12 protein-coding genes and 1 pseudogene are annotated in these 20010 nt (G+C 68.9%); 7 read left to right on the top strand and 6 right to left on the bottom strand.

The features are described from left to right. Positions 1-6711 (bottom strand): glucoamylase family protein (locus tag B2R83_RS07515; protein ID WP_292039743.1); only part of this gene is annotated, 6711 nt, incomplete at its 3' end. A 157-nt stretch (positions 6712-6868) separates the two neighbouring features. Beyond that, positions 6869-8833 (bottom strand): aminotransferase class V-fold PLP-dependent enzyme, encoded by a 1965-nt coding sequence (locus B2R83_RS07510; RefSeq protein ID WP_292039741.1) that lies wholly within the window; start codon positions 8831-8833, stop codon positions 6869-6871. Positions 8834-8982: 149 nt separating this feature from the next. On the opposite strand from B2R83_RS07510, the gene B2R83_RS07505 reads away from it, so the two are divergent. The 5 genes from B2R83_RS07505 (at position 8983) to B2R83_RS07485 (ending at position 13721) form a co-directional block, all read left to right on the top strand. After that, entirely contained in the window at positions 8983-9468 is a 486-nt protein-coding gene (locus tag B2R83_RS07505) for an Lrp/AsnC family transcriptional regulator (RefSeq protein ID WP_027867309.1), read from the top strand. Between the two features lie 87 nt (positions 9469-9555). Then, positions 9556-10692 carry a branched-chain amino acid ABC transporter substrate-binding protein gene (locus B2R83_RS07500; RefSeq protein ID WP_292039738.1) on the top strand — a complete coding sequence of 379 codons (1137 nt, stop codon included), beginning with the start codon at positions 9556-9558 and terminating at the stop codon, positions 10690-10692. Between the two features lie 16 nt (positions 10693-10708). Continuing rightward, on the top strand, positions 10709-12514 hold the full coding sequence (locus tag B2R83_RS07495) for a DUF885 domain-containing protein (protein ID WP_292039737.1): 1806 nt from the start codon (positions 10709-10711) through the stop codon (positions 12512-12514). Between the two features lie 72 nt (positions 12515-12586). After that, on the top strand, positions 12587-12874 hold the full coding sequence (locus B2R83_RS07490; RefSeq protein WP_292039735.1) for a hypothetical protein: 288 nt from the start codon (positions 12587-12589) through the stop codon (positions 12872-12874). A gap of 118 nt (positions 12875-12992) precedes the next feature. Next, positions 12993-13721: a choice-of-anchor K domain-containing protein gene (locus tag B2R83_RS07485; protein WP_292039733.1), complete on the top strand. Its 729-nt coding sequence runs from the start codon at positions 12993-12995 to the stop codon at positions 13719-13721. Between the two features lie 76 nt (positions 13722-13797). Here B2R83_RS07485 and B2R83_RS07480 read toward each other — a convergent pair whose 3' ends face one another. From B2R83_RS07480 to B2R83_RS07465, 4 genes are read right to left on the bottom strand one after another with little or no spacing between them, the layout of a single operon-like run. After that, a complete protein-coding gene (locus tag B2R83_RS07480) occupies positions 13798-15486 on the bottom strand; it encodes a M14 family zinc carboxypeptidase (protein ID WP_292039731.1) in 1689 nt (562 codons plus the stop codon). Between the two features lie 17 nt (positions 15487-15503). Continuing rightward, on the bottom strand, positions 15504-17018 hold the full coding sequence (locus tag B2R83_RS07475) for an ATP-binding protein (protein ID WP_292039730.1): 1515 nt from the start codon (positions 17016-17018) through the stop codon (positions 15504-15506). Then, positions 17015-17947 (bottom strand): hypothetical protein, encoded by a 933-nt coding sequence (locus tag B2R83_RS07470; RefSeq protein WP_051306643.1) that lies wholly within the window; start codon positions 17945-17947, stop codon positions 17015-17017. Before B2R83_RS07470 ends, B2R83_RS07475 begins: the two co-directional genes overlap by 4 nt. 8 nt (positions 17948-17955) lie before the next feature. Further along, entirely contained in the window at positions 17956-18609 is a 654-nt protein-coding gene (locus B2R83_RS07465; protein ID WP_027867316.1) for a response regulator, read from the bottom strand. A 331-nt stretch (positions 18610-18940) separates the two neighbouring features. On the opposite strand from B2R83_RS07465, the gene B2R83_RS07460 reads away from it, so the two are divergent. Both B2R83_RS07460 and B2R83_RS07455 read left to right on the top strand, forming a co-directional pair. Continuing rightward, entirely contained in the window at positions 18941-19609 is a 669-nt protein-coding gene (locus B2R83_RS07460; protein WP_292039726.1) for an energy transducer TonB, read from the top strand. A 122-nt stretch (positions 19610-19731) separates the two neighbouring features. Further along, positions 19732-20010, top strand: a pseudogene (locus tag B2R83_RS07455) (hypothetical protein); the annotation flags it as partial.

Genomic DNA, 20010 nt, shown 5'->3' with positions numbered 1-20010 from the left:
CGGATCGAGCGCGGCGCCGACCGCGCCGCCCAGCCCGTTGCGCTCCAGCGCCGCCGGCCGCGCCAGGCTGCGGTGGCGGCCGACGAATTCGCGCCGGTCGCAAGTGGACGCCACCTGGGGCGCGTCCAGGTGGAAGAAGCCGAGCTTGTCGCCAAAGCCGTCGCCGAAGGCATTGCGCGCCACCAGCGCGCCGCTGGCCACGTCGACGCCCGTGACGACCTGCAGGCCGGGGTTGGCGGCGGCATCGTCCATCCACCACTGCACGTAGCCGGTGACGGACAGGCGGCGCGGCGCGCTGGAGGCGTTGTGCAGCTTGATGACCGCATACTTCAGCGGTGCCCCGGGCGCCACGAAGCAGCGCAGTTCGGACCCGATGCCGTGCGCCACGTGCTCGAACAGCGTATAGCCGAAACCGTGGCGGGTGCGATAGGGCTCGCCGGACGGCATCGGCCAGGGCGTTGGCGACCATGCGGCGCCGGTGTCCTCGTCGCGCAGGTAGAAGGCTTCCCCCTGCGGCGCGCTCAAGAGCAGCGAGCGCCGGCCGCACCAGGTGCCGCCCGGGCCGGTCTGCGGCAGCACGGCGCCGAACACGCCGTTGGCCAGGGCGTTGTCCCATGGCGCGGTCGATGCCTCATCGCTGCGGATGAGCAGTTCGCGCCCGTCCCGGGAAAATCCCTGGTCGAGCTGGTGCGCCTCGGCATCAGGCAGGCGCGCCTCGCTGGTCCAGGGCGCCGGCTGTTCCTGGGCCGCGAACGGCGCCGGCAGCGCGGGCAAGCCTGGCGCCGCGCGGCGCAATTGCTCCAGCAGGCTGCCGCGCTCTTCGAGCAGCAGCACCTGCGCCGCCGCGCGCAGCAGGATGCGGTCTTCCTGCGGCACCTCGGGCAGCAGGTGGACGTGGATGCCCTCCGCCTCGCCCGGCGTCAGCGCCGTGAGCTGGTCGAACACGGCGCGGCTCTCGCACAGCACCAGCAGGTCGGCCTCGAAGCCGCGTGCACGCCAGTAGCCATGCGCCTGCAGCACCTCGCGCGCTAGATCGCTGTCCGGGCCGGGCTGCAGCACCAGCAGCGGGCGGCTGCCGTCCACGCCGTAGGGACGCAGGGCGGCGCGTCCGCGCACGTTGCGTTCGATGACGCCGGCGTCTGCCCTCAAGCCGGGCACCGGGTCGAGCAGGCAGCCGGCCAGGCGGTTGTAGAGCTGGGCCTGCGCCACGCTGATGCCGGCCGCGCGCAGGAAGGCCTGGCCGTGGGTCCAGGCCGCCTCCACCGCCTGCCCTACCGCCTGGGTGCCGGCATAGCGCGCAGCCAGTTCGCGCGCGGTGGCGGGGGTCGGGGCCACGCCCAGCACCAGGTCGATGCCCACTTCCTGGTTCGGCGCCAGCGTGATGCTGCGGCGGATCGCCAGCGCCGGCCGGGAAACGGGCGACGCTTCGTCAAACGGCGGCAGCGCCGCAAGCGGGTCGCGGCAGGCGGCGCTGTATTCCGGTGCGCCGGCCTCGCCGCGCACCGCCATCAGGTGCAGGACGGTCGGCGCGCCCGGTCCCAGGGTGCAGAGCATGGCCAGGGTCGGCGCATCGATGCGCAGCTGCGCCGCATGCCCTTCTTGCGCCAGCAGCGCGACCTGGCTCGTCACTTCCAGCGTGCGCGGTACGGCGCCCCGGTTGTGGATGCGGATGTGGCGCAGCTCGATGTCGTCCTCGGGCGCCACCACCACCTCGCTCACGATCGCCAGGCCGCGCTCTTCGCGCCGGAAGCTGGCGCGCCCCTCCGCGAACACCGCTTCGTAGCGTTCCGGCTCGCCGTAGATGGGCGCCAGCGTGGGCGACCACAGTTCGCCGGACGCGCTGTCGCGCAGCACGCAGGCAAGGCCGCCGCGGGCGCCGAGCGGGTCCGGCTGCCAGCGGGTCAAGAGGAACTCGCCCCAGCGGCTGTAGCCGGCGCCAATGCTGTCCACCAGCACGTGGTAGCTGCCGTTCGACAGCAGCTGCACGTCCGGCGTCGACGTATCCGCGCGGTCGATGACCCGTCCCTGGGCGGATCCCGGGTGCTGCGGCGCGCTGTCGTAGGCTGTCCCAAGCGATGCGCCGCTGGCCGGCACCGGCTCCTGCAGCAGCGGCAGGGCCGCACGCAGTTCCGGGTCGAGGCGGAAGCGGCGCTGCATCGGCGCCCCGTGCAGCAGCTGCAGCAGCGCGAGCAGGCCCATGCCCAGGTGGCGGGTGGCGACGACGCGCACCACGTGGCGGCGCTCGCCGTGCGGCAGCCTGCCCGGGGTATGGTCGACCGCATCGAGATAGCCGTAGTCTCCGGCCAGGCCTTCCTGGACCATGCGCTCGAGGTTGGCCAGGGCCTGGGCCGGCGCCACCGGCAATGCCAGCATGGTCGCATACGGCGCCGCCACCAGGCCGGCATCGGCGCTGCGCTCCAGGCTGGCCGCGGGAATGCCGAAGCGGGCGAACTGGAACAGCAGCTGGGCGTCGACCGCGTTGCAGCTCGACTCCGAAAAACCCCAGGGCATGTCGTGACGCGCGCCATGCGCCGCCTGGGCGCGCACGGCGGCGCGGGCGGCGTGGTCGAGCAGGGTCTCGCGCCAGGCCGGCATCAGGAGCTGCGGCGCCAGGTAGTCCGACAGGCTGCCGGTGCGCGACAGCAGCAGCTGTTCCGGCCCGGCGATGCGCAGCGGTCGGCCCAGCGCCCACCAGTGACGCTGGCCGAGCTGGCCCTGCGCCACCGCCAGGAAGCTAGCCATGCGGCTGTCCGAGGCCAGCAGGTCGTAGCTGCCCGTGTCCAGGCGGCCATCGCGCACGTGGCAGGCGATCGCCAGCAGGCCGGTCTCGGAATCCAGCAGCGCGGCGAAATCCATGCCGGCGAAGCTGCGCGCCTGCCCGGCCAGGCGGGCGCACTCCGCCAGCAGCTTCTGCGCGTGCTGGCGGCCTTCGCGCACCAGCCGCGCCAGGCCGTGGTGGCTGCCGGTCGGGGCCTCCAGGGCCGCCAGTTCGCGCAGCGTCGGGATGCGCGTCAGGCTGGCCTCGAGCACGTATTCCTGCTCGGCGCGCATCCAGGGAGCCAGCGCCAGCAGCTCGTCCTGCTGCGCATGGCATTGCGCGGCCAGGCGCGCCGCCCAGCCGCGCAGCGCGGCATCGGCGGTTTGCGGCAGGCCGGCTTCCAGCGCATCGGCGGCGGCGGCCACGTGGCGCAGGCATTCGGACAGGCCCGGCAAGGTGTCGGCCGCGCGGCAGCGCTGCGGGTCGAGCGCGCCCCAGACCTGGGCCACCAGCGCACGCACGCCATGCGCCTGGTGCTGGACCAGCTCGTCCACCACCTGCACGGCGGCGCGGATCCCGTCCAGCGCCCGCGGTCCGGCGACCGGCGTGTCCGGCAGCTCGTCCAGCCCGACGGCAAGCAGGCGCAGGCCGAGCGCCAGCCAGCCGCTGTCGCGGGTCGACACGCAGGCCGGCTCGACCGGCGCCAGGGTGGCGCTGTCGTAGGCGGCCAGGAAGTGGCCCTTCCAGCGCTCCAGCAGGGCCATCGAGGCCAGCGAGACATCCAGGCGCCGCAGCAGCTCGCCCGGTGCGATGAAACCGAAATCGCGCGCCGCGAGCGTGGACAGCAGGAACACCGACATGCCGCTCGGGGTGGTGCGGGCATCCACCAGGGGATGGGGATGCTCCTGCACGCTTTCCGGCGGCAGCCAGTTGCTGGCCGGGCCGGCGTGGTCCTCGAAGAAGCTCCAGCTGCGGCGCGCGAGGCGCTGCAGGCTTGCCTGCCGCGCCGCCGGCAGGCGCACCTGGGCGCGTTGCGGCAGGCTGGTCCACCAGGCCAGCAGCGGCGACAGGAACCACACCAGCAGGACCGGCGCCGCCGTGAACAGGGAATACGGGTTGGCGAAGGTCAGCAGCAAACTGGTGGCGACCGCCAGCGCCGGCGCGAACCACATGGTCAGCCAGTTGTTGGCCACCACCCGGGCCGGGCGCGCCAGCGCGGCCGGGCGCCATTCCAGCTGGCGCCGGCGCGACACCCGGCTGCGCCACAAGGCCTTGAGCACGGCATCGAGCTGGCACCAGGCCGCATGCGGCAGGAAGCTGGTCGCCAGCGCCGCGCGCACCAGCGGCACGCGCGCGCCGCGCGCCCAGCTGTCGAGGTGCTGGCGCCAGGGCGCATCGTGCGGGCGGTCGCTCAGCGCCACCAGGCTGCCCAGCAGGGCCGGCAGGAAGAACACCGACAGCACCATGGCGGTCCAGAACGCCGGCTCCGCCAGCCGGCTCCAGCACAGGACCAGCAGCGCCGCCAGCGCCGGCGCCACCAGGCTGTCGCGCAGGGTGTCGAACAGCTGCCAGCGGTCGGCGGCGCTCATCGGGTTGGCTTCGCGCTTGCCCTTCGCCTTGCCGATGCGCGGGCGGATCCAGCCGGCCACCTGCCAGGCCGCCCGCACCGCACGGTGGCGGCGCACGGCATGTTCGCCATAGCTGCCGGGCAGCGCTTCGGCGAGGCGGACCTCGCAATCGCTCTTCGCGTGCAAACACCCTTCGTCGACGATGCCCGGCGCCGGCAGGACCTCGTCCGGCAGGCGGCCGCGCAGCACCCGTTCGTAGGCATCGACCTCGTAGATGGCGGACCAGCCGAACATGCCCTGCGCTTCGCACTCGCGCACAGCAAGGCCGGCGGCCCAGGTGCCGTGGGCTTCGAGCCACATGCGCTGGTAGCGGCAGGCCTGCGGGTCGGGCAAGGCGCCGCCGACGACCGGACGCAGCATGGCGTGCCCTTCGATTACGCGGGTGCCGCCGGCACTGAGTGCCGGCTGGTTGAGCGGATGGGCCATGGCGCCGACCAGGCGGCGCGCCGCATCGCGCGGCAGGTCGGTGGCGGCGTCGAGCGTGATCACGTAGCGCATCTCCGCCAGCCCGGCCTTGTTGCCCGCCACCGTGGCGAAGCGCTCGCGCCCCGTCCCGGCCAGGAAGGCATTCAGGTCGGCCAGCTGGCCGCGGCGGCGCGCGCGCCCGATCCAGGCATGCTCGCCGGCGCTCCAGGTCCTTGGGCGCTGCAGCAGCAGGAAGGGCTCGACGCGCACCCTGGTGGTGGTGGGCTGCCCGTCTTCGTCGAGCGTGGGGAAGCGGTGTTCGCGCGCATGCTTGCGGTTGAGCGCCTCGGTGGCGGCGGCGGCATGCGCCACCAGCGCCTCGTCGCCCGGCATGGTCTCGCCGGGCGCGTCGTACAGGTCGGCCAGCAGGCAGAAACGCAGGCGCGGATCGCGGTTGGCCAGGTAGCGCACTTCGAGGTCGCGGCACAGCGCGTCGAGCTGGGCGCGGTTGACCAGGCGCGCCGACACGGCCACAAGGGCCTGCTCCCCGGCGGGGATGCCGTCGTCGAAGTCCATGCGCGGCGTCGGCGACGGGCTTGCCAGCCAGCTCGCCATCATGTCGACCAGCGAGCGCGCCAGGCCGCTGGCGCCGATGAGCGCAAGCAGTCCGATGATGAGCTGCAGCCCGAGTCCGGCGCCCTGCTGGCGCGCGGCGATGACGACCGCCGCCGCGAACAGCAGCGTGAACACCGCCATCCCGGCGATGCGGGCTGCCAGCGGGGCGTGGCGCAGGCGCCGCCCCAGCCCTGCCGCCAGGCCGGGTGTCGGCTGCAGCCGTGCTTCCAGCGCCGCCAGGCCGGGGCCGGCCAGGTAGTAGCCGATGTGGCGCCGGCGTGCGTCGAGTCCTCCTTCACCGGGCGTCAGGTTCCTGCCCGCCAGGGCCAGCGCCTCTTGCGCCACCTCGGCTTCGCTGCGTCCGCTCCGGCGCGCCAGCCGTTCGACGGCGAGGCGGTACAGGTCGCGGGTGGCGCCGTCCATGCGCGGATAGCTGCCGTCCGGGTCGGCACGCAGGATGGGTTCGATGGTGCTGGCGCCTTCAGCTAGCTGCCGCCAGTCGATCCCGCCGAGCAGGCGCAGGCTGGCCAAGGTGTGCGCCACCCGCGTGCCGTCCGCCGCCATGGCATCGCGCTCGTCCGCTACCATCTGGCCGATGCCGGAACCCTCGTCCGCCAGGCGCGCATCGATCCAGCCGAGGGCCTGGGCGACCACCGGCCCCTGCCCCTGCAGGCGGCGCGCCAGTTCCGCCACGAAGCTGCTGCCCAGCGGCTGCACGGCGCGCGCCATGTCGGCCACCAGCAGGACCAGGTCGCCGGAGCGCTGCGCGGCGGTGTCGAGCAGCTTGCCGGCCCAGTCGGCGGCCAGGATGCGTTCCTCGCAGGCGCGGGCGCCGCGCACGGCGACCTGGCGCAGCCCGTCGAGCAGCGCCAGGCGCAGGGCGGCGGGAAACAGGCGCAGCTCAACCAGCAGCAAGGGAGCGTCCTGCTGGGCGGCGGCGAGGAAGCCGGCCAGGCCGACGCGTTCGATGCGTCCGTCATCCCGGCTCGCCGCGTCGCGCGCCAGCGCCAGGATGCGGGCCTGGCCGCCAGGTCCCGGCAGTGTGCCGCGATCGTGCAGGCCGAGGTCGGCCCGCACCTGGCGCAGCTGGGCGTCGATCAGGGGGCTGTTGTCGAGGATGGCGCCGGCGGCAGGCGGCAGTTCGCTGCCGCGCTGGCGGGCGCGGTCGAGCGCATCGGATACGGCGTCGATCGCGCCGGCCAGTTCGGCCAGCTGCGCCCGCAGGCCGGGCGCGCCCTCATCGCGCGCATTGTTCATGACTGCGGCGGTGCCGGATTCAGCCTTCGGGTTCTTCTCTTGCTTCAACAGGGACCTCGACACAGAGGCGCGCGCTGTCGACCGCCGGCGCGCGGCGCGCCTGAAGCAGGTCGATGGGAAGGGAAACGCAGGGCGCGCACGGCCACCGCCATGCTAGAAGAAGCCAGCGGTAGCTACTGTGCGGTGCCGTACACAGGCGGGGGATTCAGCCGGCCATCGCCAGTCCTCCGGCCACATGCCAGGCCTGGGCATGCCCGAGGCAGCGCAGCAGGCGCGCGGCGCGGGCGCTGCGGTTGCCGCTGCGGCACAGGAACACCAGCGGACGGGGCTCGCGCAGCCAGTGTGCAGCCTGCCCGGCCAGCTGCGACAGCGGCACGTGCTGCGCGCCGCGTCCGCGCAGCTGGGCGCAGGCCGCCGCGTGTTCCGGCAGCTCACGCACGTCGACCAGCAGTGCGTCGGGGTGGGCCGCCAGGTAGGCGGCGGCCGTGGTCGGGTCGAGGTCGATGCCCTCGTCGGGCAGGGCCTCGGCGCCGGGCCGCGACACCGCGGGTTCGCCGATCCGGTGACAACACAGGGCGGCGTCGAAGCCGTCGTTCCCGGGATCGGCGCCGAACACGAAGCGCACCGCGCCGGCGGCCAGCACACCGTTTTCCGGACGCCCCAGCAGGTAGCCGTCGCCGTGTTTCGCCAGCACGTCCTGGCCCAGCGCGATGGCGTCGAGCCTGGCGCCGGCGAATTCCACCTGCTGCGCGCCGCCCGGCCAGCCCGGTATCAAGCCCAGGATGTCGCACAGCGCGTCGGCGCCGCCGGCGCCATGGCTGGTGGCGAAACAGGCCAGCAGGCGGCATTCGCGCCTGCCCAGGTCGGCGGCAATGCGCGCCGCCAGCGCTTCGGGCGGATCGATCGCGATGGAGTGGCGGCCCTCGTCGTCGAACAGCAGCCAGCCGCTGGCGCCGCCCGCCTCCAGCTGTTGCAGGCGCGCCGCCGGCCTGGCCTGCGCCAGCGCGCGGCCACAGTGCGCGATCCGGGCGCAGGCGGTCTCGATGAAGCCGTCGTCCACCAGCGGGCCGAAGGACAGGCGCACGGCCGCCGCGCTGCGCTCCAGGGGCACGCCCATCGCATCGAGCACATAGCTCGGCGCCGCCTTGGCGGCCGAACAGGCCGAACCCGCGCTGACGCGCACGCCGGCGGCATCGAACAGGTCGAGCAGCTCCTTGCTGCCCAGGCCCGGCACCGAGAAATTCAGCGTGGTGGGCAGGGCATGTTCGAGCGGTGCGTTGAATACCAGCCCAGGGAAGGCTTCGCGCAGGCTTGCCGCGAGGCGGTCGCGGTAGCCGCGCAGCTGGGCGTGGCTGCGGAAAGTCGTGCCCTCCTCCAGCGCGCCGAGCACCGCTCCAAGAGCGGCGATGCCGCCCATGTTCTCGGTGCCGGAGCGCTGCCCGGCTTCCTGGCCGCCGCCGCACATCAGCGGCGTGTAGGGCGCGCCTTCGCGCACGTACAGCAGGCCGATGCCCTTGGGCGCATACAGCTTGTGGCCCGAGAAGGGCGCGTAGTCGATACGCGTGGCGTCGAGGCCGAGGGGCAGCTTGCCGAGCGCCTGCACGCAGTCGACCATCCACAGCGCCGGACTGCCGGTTTCTTGCAGCACGCGTGCGATGCCGTCCAGGTCGGACACCACGCCGGTTTCGTTGTTGGCCGCCATGGTGCACACAAAAGCGGCACGCGGCGCCAGTTCGCGCAGCAGGTCCAGGCGGTGGCGGCCGTCGCCGTCGACCGGCAGCGCACGCAGCTCCAGCCCGGTGCCGAGCACGCGGTTCCAGTGCGCCAGGCTTTCCGGCACCGCCTTGTGCTCGGTGGCGCCGTAGAGCAGCAGGTCGCCGCAGGCTTCGCCGCGCGCGCGCCGCTCGCGCACCGCGCACAGCGCCGACAGCACCGCGGTCTGGATGCCTTCGGTGGCGCCGCTGGTGAACATCACCCGCCCCGTGGCGGCGCCCAGCACCCGGCGCGCCCGGGCGCGGGTGGCGTCGAGCAGGGCTTTGGCGCGCAGGCCGCAGGCATGGCTGCTGCTCGGGTTGCCGAAGCAGTCCTGCATGACGGCCGTCGCCGCTTCGATGGCTGCCGGGAGGACCGGCGAGGTGGCGTTGGCGTCGAGGTAAACTTCGTTGTTCATCATCACATTACAAAAAAGTAATTAGTTGCTGCGGATCGTGTTATTGTTGATGAGTATGTTACGGAGTCGCGCCGGTAAACATATCCTAATTTATCCGCTTTATGGCGCGGAATTGGCATATACGTTCTCGATATATCGATATAGTGAAAATGAACTCACTCGACAAGTTTGATTGCGCTATTCTTGCCGCATTACAGGCGGATGCCACCCTCTCCATTTCCGGCCTCAGCGAAAAGGTCGGCCTGTCCAGCACGCCCTGCTGGAAGCGCGTCAAGCGCCTCGAGGAAGAGGGCTATATCGAAAGCCGGGTCAGCATCGTCAACCGCGAGAAGGTCGGCCTGCCGGTGACGGTGTTCGTCAGCGTGCGCACCACCGAACACGACGAAAAATGGCTGGCGCGCTTCGCCGCGGCCGTGGTCGCGCTGCCGGAAGTGCTCGAGTTCCACCGCATGAGCGGCGACGTCGACTACCTGCTCAAGGTCGTCACCACCGACATCGCAGGCTATGACCGCTTCTACAAGAAGCTGATCAAGACCGCGCGCCTGACCGGCGTGTCCTCGGCCTTCTCGATGGAGCAGATCAAGTGCACCACCGCGCTGCCGCTGGAGCTGATCTCGCACGGGCTGCCGGCGTAAGCTTGTAAGCACACGTTGCGCTGCTTAACCGGCGCCGGGTTTCATGTCATGATGGCGTCCGTTTCGAACACAACGGAGACCCAGGGAATGCCATCCAAACTGCACATGGCGCCGCTCGCGCTGGCCGCGCTGCTCGCCATCGACGTCAATACCGCCAACGCCGCCGAACAAGTCGTCAAGATCGGCGTGAGCGGCCCGCTGTCCGGTTCCAACGCCTTCGCCGGCAAGGACAACGAGAACGGCGTGCGCCTCGCCATCGAAGAACTCAACGCGCAGAAGCTCCAGGTCGGCGGCAACACGATCCGCTTCGAACTGCAGTCAGAAGACGACCAGGGCGACCCGAAACAGGGCGTCAACGTGGCGCAGAAATTCGCCGACGCCAAGGTGAAGTTCGTGCTCGGCCCGTACAACTCGGGCGTGGCGATTCCCGCTTCGCGCGTCTACAACGACAACGGCATCCTGATGTCGACCGTCGGCACCAATCCCAAGATCACGCAGTCCGGCTACCCGACCGTGTTCCGCATCGTCGCCAGCGACACCCAGGTAGGCGGCTCGGTGGCGGCCTACGCGGCCAAGGAACTGAAAGTGAAGAACGTCGGCGTGATCGACGACCGCACCGCCTTCGGCCAGGGCGTCGCGATGGAATTCAAGCGCCAGGCCACCGCCAACGGCATGAAGGTCGCCGGCCACGAGTACACCACCGACAAGGCGACCGACTTCGCCGCCATCCTCACCTCGCTCAAGGCCAAGCGCGTGGACGCGGTCTTCTTCGGCGGCTATGCGCCGCAGGCCGCGCCGATGGCGCGCCAGATGAAGGCGCTCGGCCTGAACGTGCCGCTGCTGGGCGGCGACACCCTGTGCAGCCCGGAGATGGCCAAGCTGGGCGGCCCGGCGGTCGGCGAGAACGTGCGCTGCGCCCAGGCCGGCGCGATCGTCGCCAAGCAGCCGGGCGGCCCCGCCTTCATCAACGCCTACAAGGCCCGCTTCAAGCGCGACCCGGACGTGTATGCGCCCTCGTTCTACGACCAGACCAAGTTCATCGCCCAGGCCATGAAGTCGGCCAACTCGGTCGATGCCGCCAAGGTCGGCGCGGCCATGCACAGCATCAGCTACCAGGGCGTGGTGGGCACCTACGGCTATGACCCGAAGGGCAACCTGAAGAAGACGGCCGTCACGGTCTACACCTTCAAGAACGGCGCACTGACGCCGCTGGCCAGCTACTGATTCACAAGGAAACACCATGAACGCAAGCTTCAAGCTCGCAAGCCTGGCGGCGGCCGCGCTGCTGGCCTGCGGGCCGGCCTCGGCCGCCCAGGCCGACGCCCCCAAGCCCGCTTCCGCCGCCGCCAGCGCGGAAAGCCGCCAGCTCAATGCGCTGGCCGACGAGTACTACGAGTCGCTGGCCCGCTTCGAGCCGGTGTGGGCCACCGAGAGCGGCGACAGCCGCTTCAACGACAAGCTGGGCCTGTCGATCTCGCCGAAGCTGCGCGAGCAGCAATTCGCGCTCTACCGCAGCTACCTCAAGCGCTTGTCGGGCATTCCGCGCGAGCGCCTCGGAGCGCGCGACCAGACCAGCTACGACATCCTCAAGTTCGAACTGAACAGCGCGCTGCGCCTGGCCGCCTTCCCGGAACACCTGATCCCGATCGACCAGATGCTCAGCATGCCGGTGATCCTGGCGAACTACGCCGGCGGCCAGGGCGCCCAGCCCCTGAACACCGTGCGCGACTACCGCGCCTACCTGAGCCGCCTGGCGCAGCTGGTGCCGCACATCGACCAGTCGATCGCCAACATGCGCGAAGGCGTCAAGCGCGGCGTGGTGCAGCCGCGCGAACCGATGCAGTCCGCCCTGCCCCAGTTCAAGCAGCTGGTCGCGAGCAAGACCGACGCGAGCATCTTCTACACGCCGATCAAGAACATGCCGGCCAGCTTCACGGCTCTTGAAAAGCGCAGCCTGACGCAGGCCTACCGCAAGACGATCGCGAACAAGCTCAATCCGGCGCTCAAGCGCCTGGCGACCTACCTGGAAAAGGACTACCTGCCGAAGACGCGCACCAGCGCCGGCTGGAACGCCCTGCCGGACGGCGCCGCCTGGTATGCGGCGCGCGTGGCGGCGATGACCACCACCAGCCTCACGCCCGAGCAGATCCACGAGATCGGCCTGAAGGAAGTGGCGCGCATCCAGGGCGAATACGCCGTAACCGGCCCCAGGATGGGCTACACCGGCCCGGCGGCCGGCCTGCCGCGCTGGGTGGCGGAGCAGCCGAAATACAAGCCGTTCACCTCGGACCAGCAGGTGATCGACGTATACCGCGAGCTGGACACCAAGGTGCGCGCCAAGCTGCCGGCCCTGTTCACATTGAAACCGAAGGCGCCGCTCGACCTGCGCCTGGAGCCGGAACTGTCGCGCGCCACCGCCTCGGACCACTACACCCCGCCGGCCGCGGACGGCTCGCGCCCGGGCGTGTTCTGGTCGGTGGTGAACGATCCTAAGCTGTACGGCAGCACCGGCATGGTCACGCTCTACCTGCATGAAGGCCAGCCGGGCCACCACTTCCACATCGCCCTGGTGCAGGAACTGGGCCTGCCGAACTTCCGCAAGTTCGGCGGCAACAACGCCTTCACCGAGGGCTGGGCGCTGTATGCCGAGACCCTGGGCAAGGAGATGGGCCTGTTCGACAAGCCCGAGGATTACTTCGGCCACCTGAACGACGAGATGCTGCGTGCGGCGCGCCTGGTGGTGGATACCGGCCTGCACGCGAAGGGCTGGAGCCGTGACCGGGCCATCACCTATTTCCAGGACACGCTGGGCTACTCGGAAGCCGAGGCACGGGCGCAGATCGAACGCTACATGGTGTGGCCGGGACAGGCGCTGGGCTACAAGATCGGCTCGCTGAAGATCATGGAACTGCGCAAGCGCGCGGAAAGCGCACTGGGCGAGAAGTTCAGCCTGCCGAAGTTCCACGAGATCGTGCTGGGCGAAGGCACGCTGCCGCTGGCGGTGCTGGAAGCGAAGGTCGACCGGTGGATTGCCGAGACCAGGTAAGGCTGGGATGAAACCGGGGTTTTCCCCGGTTTTTTTCATTCGTGCCCGACCAGCTTCTTCATCCATGTCGACATGAAAGCAAGCGCCGAAGGCGCGACCGTTTCCTCGATCAGAAAATACTCGCTGGCCTTGCCGGTCCTGGCGGTCTGGAAGCTGTGGTTGAGGCCAGGAATTCGGCTGGATCTTCAGGAAGCGTACGGCAGCCAGCGCGTCGGCAGCGTAGTCGTCGGTGGTCGAGTCGGGATGCCGTTTGCCTCCCGTCAGCCCGACGCCCCGTTTGTCGTACCGAAGCACGGCAAAGCGCTGCCGGGTCAGGTGATCATCGTCCGCCGTCTACTTGAGGTGACACCAAGACGATAACGTCGAGAAATCTTACATTCCTATAATCAAGAAATATGAGTTTTTTAGAAATCAATGACTTAGTTGCCTGGCACAGTTTTAGCTTATAAAATTACAAGTACAATTAACTGGGGGAAATATGAATTTCTTACGTTCCACTGCACTGATTGCAAGCTTGACCATCTCGATGGCGCTGGGTGCAAGCACCGCGAACGCGACCGTCATCCAGGGCAGCTCCACAGGCACGTTCGCGAATATTTCGAACTGCTGGGGTACCTGCTATGTGTTCGACGGCGTCAAGCAGCCGGACGCGGTGCTCGGATGGGGTTTCGGACTGTTCACCAATGGCTCGACCCTGGTGGCCCAGCAACGGCAGTGGAATGTCGGGCTAGAGAATGCGAACGACGTGATCCTGGCGGAACTGGTGTGGACCAACCGCGCCACCGCCGACTGGCTCACGCCCGACCTGTTCAAGGTCGATTACACCTTGAACATCAAGTTCAGCCAGCCGAACACCGCCAGCGACTCGGAAGTATTCAAGTTCTCGATCTTCAATACCAGGAACCCGGCCGGCGACAAGCTGTTGGGACTGACGCTGGCCGATCTCGCCGGACTGTCGTTCGCCTTGAACGGCATCGAGATGTCCGACCTGAAGTACCACCTCACGGGGGCCGGCAGCTTCGATGGGAACTACTGGTCTAACCCGGAAGGCAAGACCTCGACGATGTACATCAGCGCGGACTTCAAGTCGAGCGCGCCGGTGGTGAGCGAGCCGGTGCAGAACGAGGTACCCGAGCCGGCATCCCTGGCGCTGCTCGGCGCGGGCCTGGCCGGCCTTGGCTTCCTGCGCCGCCGCAAGACCGCCTGAGTGTCGGTGCGCGCATAGACGAGCTTGCAGGCCGGGGCGGGCAATGCGCCCTGCCCCGGCCTGCGCCGCGAACCTCTCAGCCAATCATGAACACCGGATAGCGGCGCCATTCCGGCTCGCGATAGCGCTCGCAGTTCGCAAAGATGAAATCGAGCACCGCTTCCTGGTTCGACAGCAGCCCCGGATTGGCCTCCTTCCACGCCTCGAACCTGGCGGCCAGCGCCGGCTCGTCGTTCAGCAGTTCGGCCGCGTGGTCCTCGAACACGTAATCCGAATACGCTTCCTTCTTCTCCAGCACGCTGTTGAAGAAGCCCCAGCGGAAGAAGCTGTCGTGGCCCAGCGGCTCGAGCGTCTCGACCGCGTAACGCGCACGGTCCTGGTCGAGCGGCACGATGACGTCGCCTGCGCGCAGCTGGACCTGGCCGCGGCGCTTTTCCAGCACCACGTCGTCATGGAACATGTGGCCTTCGTAGGCGTTCGGACGCGAGCTCACCGACACGATGTGGTAGTAGTCCACCTCCTCCACGCGATCCGCTTCGACACGTTCCATGCGCACGCCATTCCACTGCAGGCGCTCGATCGCCTCGCGCCACTGTTGCGGCACCACGTAGGCGCGCGGCGCCGGCACGGTGATGTCGGCCGGGAAGCGGTTGTACCAGGCGATGTCGCGCTCCCAGGGCTTGCTGCGGTCGTACCACAGGCGCGAATAGGTGCCCAGCACGCTCGGCTTGTACCCGGCTTCGTAGCCCTTGAAACGGAACGTATCGGGGTTCGCCTCGTCCATGGCCCAGTGGATCGGCCACTCGGCGCGGGTGCGGCCCAGCTGCCTGGCGGCGCGGCGCAGCGCCTGGATCTGCCCGGCGTTCTGCACGGTAAACTCCAGCGCGGTCTCGACCAGCGCGCGCATCGACGCGTAGCGGTCCTTGAAAGGCTTGAGCATGTGGGTCTCGGGCATGAAGCCGATGGTGTGGTGCAGGGCCGCGTAGCCGGTCGAGAAGCGCGCCGTCTCAAGAAAATCGGCGATGCCGTGGTCCGGGCTGTCCTTGACCGGGTTCACGTAGGGACAGGTCGGCCAGCCGCGCTGCTGCATGCCTTCGTACATCGCCGGCAGCATGGTCGAGCGCAGGAACTCGCCCAGCTCGCCGCCCAGCTTGTCCGGCTGGGTGTGGATCAGGGTCATGGTGTAGCTGTAGTCGGCGCCGTTGGAGGTGTGGGTGTCGACCATCACGTCCGGGTCCCAGGCCGTGAACAGCTTGTTGAACACCTGCGCGGTCAGGCTGTCGCACTTGATGAAGTCGCGGTTCAGGTCGAGGTGGCGGCTCATGCCGCGGAAGCCGAACTGCTCCGGGCCGTCCTGGTTCACGCGCGAGGTATCGGCGCGGTTCAGGCTACCGTCCACGTTGTATAGCGGGACGAACAGGAACACGGTCTTGCCCAGCGCAGCCAAACGCTCGGGCTGGGTGCAGAAGTCGCGCACCAGCGCCATGCAGGCGTCCACCCCTTCCGGCTCGCCCGGATGGATGCCGTTGTTGTTGAAGAAGACCGGTCGGACCGCGCGCTTGATGGCCTCAACGTCGAACACGCCGTCGCCGCTCACCACGCCCGCGTGGATCGGCACGCCGGCGTCCGACACGCCCACCTGCTCGAAGCGCAGCACGTCCGGATAGCGGCGCGCGAGGTCTTCGTACCAGGCGATGCATTCGCCATGCGTGGTGGTCTGGTTCAGGTTGCCCTTTTCGAAGGGCGTCAGCAGTTCAGTGGACATAATGACTTTATAGGGAGTTAAACCGTTGGGACCGGCACGACGGTCGCCGGAGCATGCAGCGGCAGCGTGATCGCCACCACCGTGCCGCCGCCGACGCTGGAGCGCACGTCCATCACGCCGTGCACGGCGTAGACGCGTTCGCGCATGCCGATGATGCCGATGCCTTCCGAGGCGCTGGCCGGGTCGAAGCCGTTGCCGTCGTCCGCGACCACGATGCGCAGGGTCTGCGCGCCTTCGTCCAGCACCAGGCGCACCTGGGCCGAGGTGGCATGGGCGTGCTTCATCACGTTCGACAGCGCTTCCTGCACGATGCGGTAGGCGGAAATCGCCAGCTCGTTCGACAGGCGCGAGAAATCGCCCTCGCCGTGGAATTCGAAGCTGCAGCCCGAGCTGCCGTCGTAGTGGCGCACCATCTCTTCCACCGCGCCGTGCAGGCCCAGCATGTCGAGCACCTCGGGGCGCAGGCGCCGCACCAGGCGGCGGCCGTTGGCGTACAGGTCGAGCGCGAGCTTGGTGATGGCCTGCGACTTGCGCCCGATCTCCTCGACTTCCGCACTTTGCGGCGCCTTGGCTGCCAGTGCGCCGATCGACTGCGCCTCCAGGCGCGCGGCGATCAGGGACGCGTTCAGTTCGTCGTGGATCTCGACCGCGATGCTCTTGCGCTCGTCCTCGATGATGGAATTGACCTTCTGGATCAGCTTGCGCTTGTCGGCGTCGGCGCGCAGCGCCTCGTTGCGCGAGGCCAGCAGGTCGCGGGTGCGTTCGGCCACCTTGTTTTCCAGGTCGCGCTTGGATTCGTCCAGGGCCAGGGACATCTCGCCGATCGAGGCCTGCAGCTCGCCCACCTCGCCGCCGGTCGTGACCGGCAGGTGCACGCGGAAGTCGCCGTTGCGGATACGGCTCAGTGCGCCGATCGCCTCGCGCAGCGGCACCGTGAGCGAGCGCGCCAGCACCCAGGCCAGCACGCCGCTGACCACCAGCGCCAGCGCGGCCATGCCCACCTCGAAGCGGAAGCGCCGGGTCTGCTTGGCCATCATGTTCGAGGGCGACATCGTCACCCGCACCCAGCCGACGATCTCGGTGGTGAGGGTGGGCGGACGCAGGTCGCTCGACGCCGACACGTGCGGCGTGCCGTTGTCGGTGAACAGGTTGATCCACACCACCTGCTTCTTGATCGGCGCCTCGTAGTGGTGCGACTGGGCGTCGATGGCCGATTCGGAATCGACGCGCACGGCCTGGAGGCCGTCCACGCCCACCACTTCGATGCGGTAGATGCTGCTGTCGGACTGCACCAGGCCGTTGATGGTCAGGCGCAGGTCGGACAGGTTGCCCGAGATGACGTTGTATTCGCTGGTCTCGGCCAGCGCGCGCGCCAGGGTGCGCCCGCGCTCGGCCAGTTCCTCGGCCACCTGGGCGCGGTGCGAATAATAGGAGTACCACACGAAGGCGGTGAACAGGAAGGTCACCGGCAGCATGGTGATGAAGGCCATGCGTCGGCCGATGCTCCAGCCGCGCCAGAAGCGCAGTTTCATGGCTTGGCCGCCTGCCGTGCCGTCAGCCGCGCCGGCAGGTTCGAGAAGCGGCGCGCGCCGTCGGTCACGCGCACGTCGAGCGAGCGCGCCACGCCCTCGTTGACCACGGTGCGGAAGTAGCGCGGGAACTGCGGCGGCGGCAGGTTGCCGGTGACGACGAACGCGGCCGCGATCTCGGCCACCTGGGTATTGATGTCCTCGATCTCGGAATAGGTGGTGGCCAGCGCGCCGACCTTCACCATGTCGGCCGAGAAGCCGATCACGCCCTGCTTGCGGCGGTAGGTCGAGAGCAGGATGTTGCGCACGTTCTCGGGGTTGTAGACGTCGCCGTCGGGCATGGCCAGCAGCACCTCGGAGCGCGTCATGCGGTTGAGCGTGTGGTTGATGTCGTCCCCCAGGGCGAATGGCTGCACTTCCACCTCCGGCTCCAGTGCCGGGCGCAGGAAGGTCGTGTCTTCGCCGAGGATGGCGCCGACCCGCACCGGGCGGCCGTACAGCAGCGCGGCCAGGCGCAGCTGGTCGGGCGGCGCCGGCTCGGCATATACGGCGGTGATCAGGCCGGCGCGCGCGGCCGGGGTCTTGGCGGTGAGCGCGCGCCACACCTGGCTGGAGGTGAAGGCGGAGATGATCACGCAGTCGCAGCGGCGCGCCACGGCGTCGCGCAGCGCGGCCGGGCCGATGGCCACGTAGAGCATGCGGCGGCTCTGGCCCAGTTCGGTACGGAAGCCGGCGAAGGTGGGCACCAAGCGCTTGTACAGGTCTTCGGCGATGCGGCGCGTGACCTCGCTGTCGTCGCCGGTGAGGATCTGGAAGCGATAGCCGGTGATCTCGTCGTCCTTGCGGACCGGATCCACAAGCTGCGCCTGGGCCACGCCGGCAAGGAGCGCAAGCGCAGCCACGGCCGCGCGCAGGGACGTCGTGAGGCGCATCGGCTTGTTTAAGGTTCGATCAGGCCGTGCTTCACGGCCAGCAGGGTGATGTTGGCCTGGCGGTGCACGCCCAGCTTTTCCTTGATCGACTGGCTGATGTTGCTGATGGTCTTGGTCGACAGGTCGAGCTTCTCGGCGATCTCCGCGTTGGTCAGGCCTTCGGCCATCAGCTTGAAGATCTCCAGCCCGCGCTCGTCGAGCTGCGACTGCGGCGTCACGTCGCCGCGCACCGCCATGCTGGCCAGGCGCGAGGCGATCTGCGGCAGGAAGTAGAGCTTGCCGTCGTGGGCGTGGCGCACCGCGGTCACCAGGTCGGACGGATCGCAATCCTTGGTGACAAAGGCATGCGCGCCCATGCGGTAGGTTTCCTTGATCAGGCTGTCCTGGTCAAACTGGCTCAGGAAGATGATCTTGGCGCGCGGGTCGTCCTTCAGGATGCTCTGCGCGGCATCGAGGCCGGTGAGCTCGGTCCCGAAGCGCATGTCGAGGATGACGACGTCGGGTTGCTGGGACGCATACAGCGCCACCGCCTCGCTCGGGGTCTTGGCCTGCCCCACCACCTGCATGCCGGCCGCCTCCAGGGACATGGCAAAGCCGGTCATGACGATCGGGTGGTCGTCCGCAAGCATCACGCGGATCGGTTTTTTCTGTTCGGACACCATTTCACTCCTGTTGATCACCCGCTTTTGGCGCACGCAATATGACACTGTCATTCGCTTACCAATCTGTGGCAGGACTGTGTGCCAAGGGACAGAAAGCATGCGGGGTATACAAGGATTATTTCATACAACGGGCCGCGACGCGAGACCCCAGCCATTCTCCGCTTTTGCGCCAAGAAGACTTACGAACGGAAGCAAAATTACCAAGAAATAGCTTTACATACTACCAAGCCCTAGCATATATTGATTCCATCAGCTGTCAGATGCATATCTTTCCTTAAGCAAAAAGTTCTGCGATGCAATCGCAGAACCCGAACAAGAAGAGGAGATCGCCATGCACTTCACGCAACTCAACGATGGAACCGGCGGCAAAGCCGGCAAGTTCGCAGTCGTCGCCGGCCTGCACGTGCTGGTAGGCATGGGCATGATCAATGTGATGAATTCCAAGAGCATCACCCTGCCCAAGCTGATCGAAGACGCCACGGTCTGGATCCAGCCCCAGACGCCCCCGCCTCCTCCGCCGGAGCCGCCGCAGCCCGTGGTGAAGGCCGTCAAGCCACCGCCGATCGTGGTGCCGAAGCCGGAAGTCGAGGTGCCGCTGCCCCCGGTCGAGGAACCGATCCAGGCCAGCACCGAACCTGAACCGCTTGTCGAACCGGCGCAGCCGGTCGCCAACGACGTTCCGCCCACCCCGGCGGCCAAGCCCGGCAGCACGCCGGGCCAGATGGGCAGCGCCGTGCTGGCCAATGCCGAGGGCTGCGCCAAGCCGGACTATCCAATCAACGCGGCGCGCAACGGCGACACCGGCACCGTGACCCTGGCCCTGCTGGTCGGCGCCGACGGCCGGGTGCAGGATGCGCGGGTCCAGAGAACCAGCGGCCACCGCGAGCTGGACCGCGCCGCGCTGAATGCCCTGAGCCTGTGCCAGTTCAAGCCCGCCATGAACAATGGCGTCGCCCAGCCCGGATGGGGGCAGATCGCCTACGTCTGGACGCTCGAATAAACATCTCCGTTCCCTTCTTTGCCCGCTTTTCATCGCGGGCTTTTTTTCGCCTGGCGTCGAAGAGAACGCCGCCGGCGACCCGGCAGCACTGACAACAAGACGAATAACAAGGAGAGAGAAGCATGCTTACCGCTGGATCACCGATGGCGCCGCCGCGCGTCCTCGACAGGCGTACGCTGGCCGCGCTGGCGGCCGGCCTGCTTGCCCTTGCGATGCTGGCCATCCTGGCCTGGACCGCCAGCCGCCCCGCGGCCCCGCCTGCGCCGGCTGCTCAGGCCGCGCCACCGGCACTCGACCGGATGATGCGCCACGTGTCGGTGCTGGCGGCACAGCCGCGCCCGATCGCCACCGCCGCCAATGCCCGGGCGCGTGCGTACATCGTCGAGCAGCTGCGCGCCATC

The organism is Massilia sp. UBA6681 (assembly GCF_002454935.1).
GTDB classification, from domain to species: domain Bacteria; phylum Pseudomonadota; class Gammaproteobacteria; order Burkholderiales; family Burkholderiaceae_D; genus Telluria; species Telluria varians.
Note: the sequence above shows the minus strand (reverse complement) of the source record. Positions and strands in the feature narration are given on the sequence as shown.

Coding starts and splice junctions, on each gene's coding strand:
- B2R83_RS07485 (WP_292039733.1), top strand. CDS start 12,993: ATGAATTTCTTACGTTCCACTGCACTGATTGCAAGCTTGACCATCTCG.
- B2R83_RS07465 (WP_027867316.1), bottom strand. CDS start 18,609: ATGGTGTCCGAACAGAAAAAACCGATCCGCGTGATGCTTGCGGACGAC.
- B2R83_RS07500 (WP_292039738.1), top strand. CDS start 9,556: ATGCCATCCAAACTGCACATGGCGCCGCTCGCGCTGGCCGCGCTGCTC.
- B2R83_RS07475 (WP_292039730.1), bottom strand. CDS start 17,018: ATGAAACTGCGCTTCTGGCGCGGCTGGAGCATCGGCCGACGCATGGCC.
- B2R83_RS07505 (WP_027867309.1), top strand. CDS start 8,983: ATGAACTCACTCGACAAGTTTGATTGCGCTATTCTTGCCGCATTACAG.
- B2R83_RS07490 (WP_292039735.1), top strand. CDS start 12,587: ATGAAAGCAAGCGCCGAAGGCGCGACCGTTTCCTCGATCAGAAAATAC.
- B2R83_RS07510 (WP_292039741.1), bottom strand. CDS start 8,833: ATGAACAACGAAGTTTACCTCGACGCCAACGCCACCTCGCCGGTCCTC.
- B2R83_RS07470 (WP_051306643.1), bottom strand. CDS start 17,947: ATGCGCCTCACGACGTCCCTGCGCGCGGCCGTGGCTGCGCTTGCGCTC.
- B2R83_RS07460 (WP_292039726.1), top strand. CDS start 18,941: ATGCACTTCACGCAACTCAACGATGGAACCGGCGGCAAAGCCGGCAAG.
- B2R83_RS07480 (WP_292039731.1), bottom strand. CDS start 15,486: ATGTCCACTGAACTGCTGACGCCCTTCGAAAAGGGCAACCTGAACCAG.
- B2R83_RS07495 (WP_292039737.1), top strand. CDS start 10,709: ATGAACGCAAGCTTCAAGCTCGCAAGCCTGGCGGCGGCCGCGCTGCTG.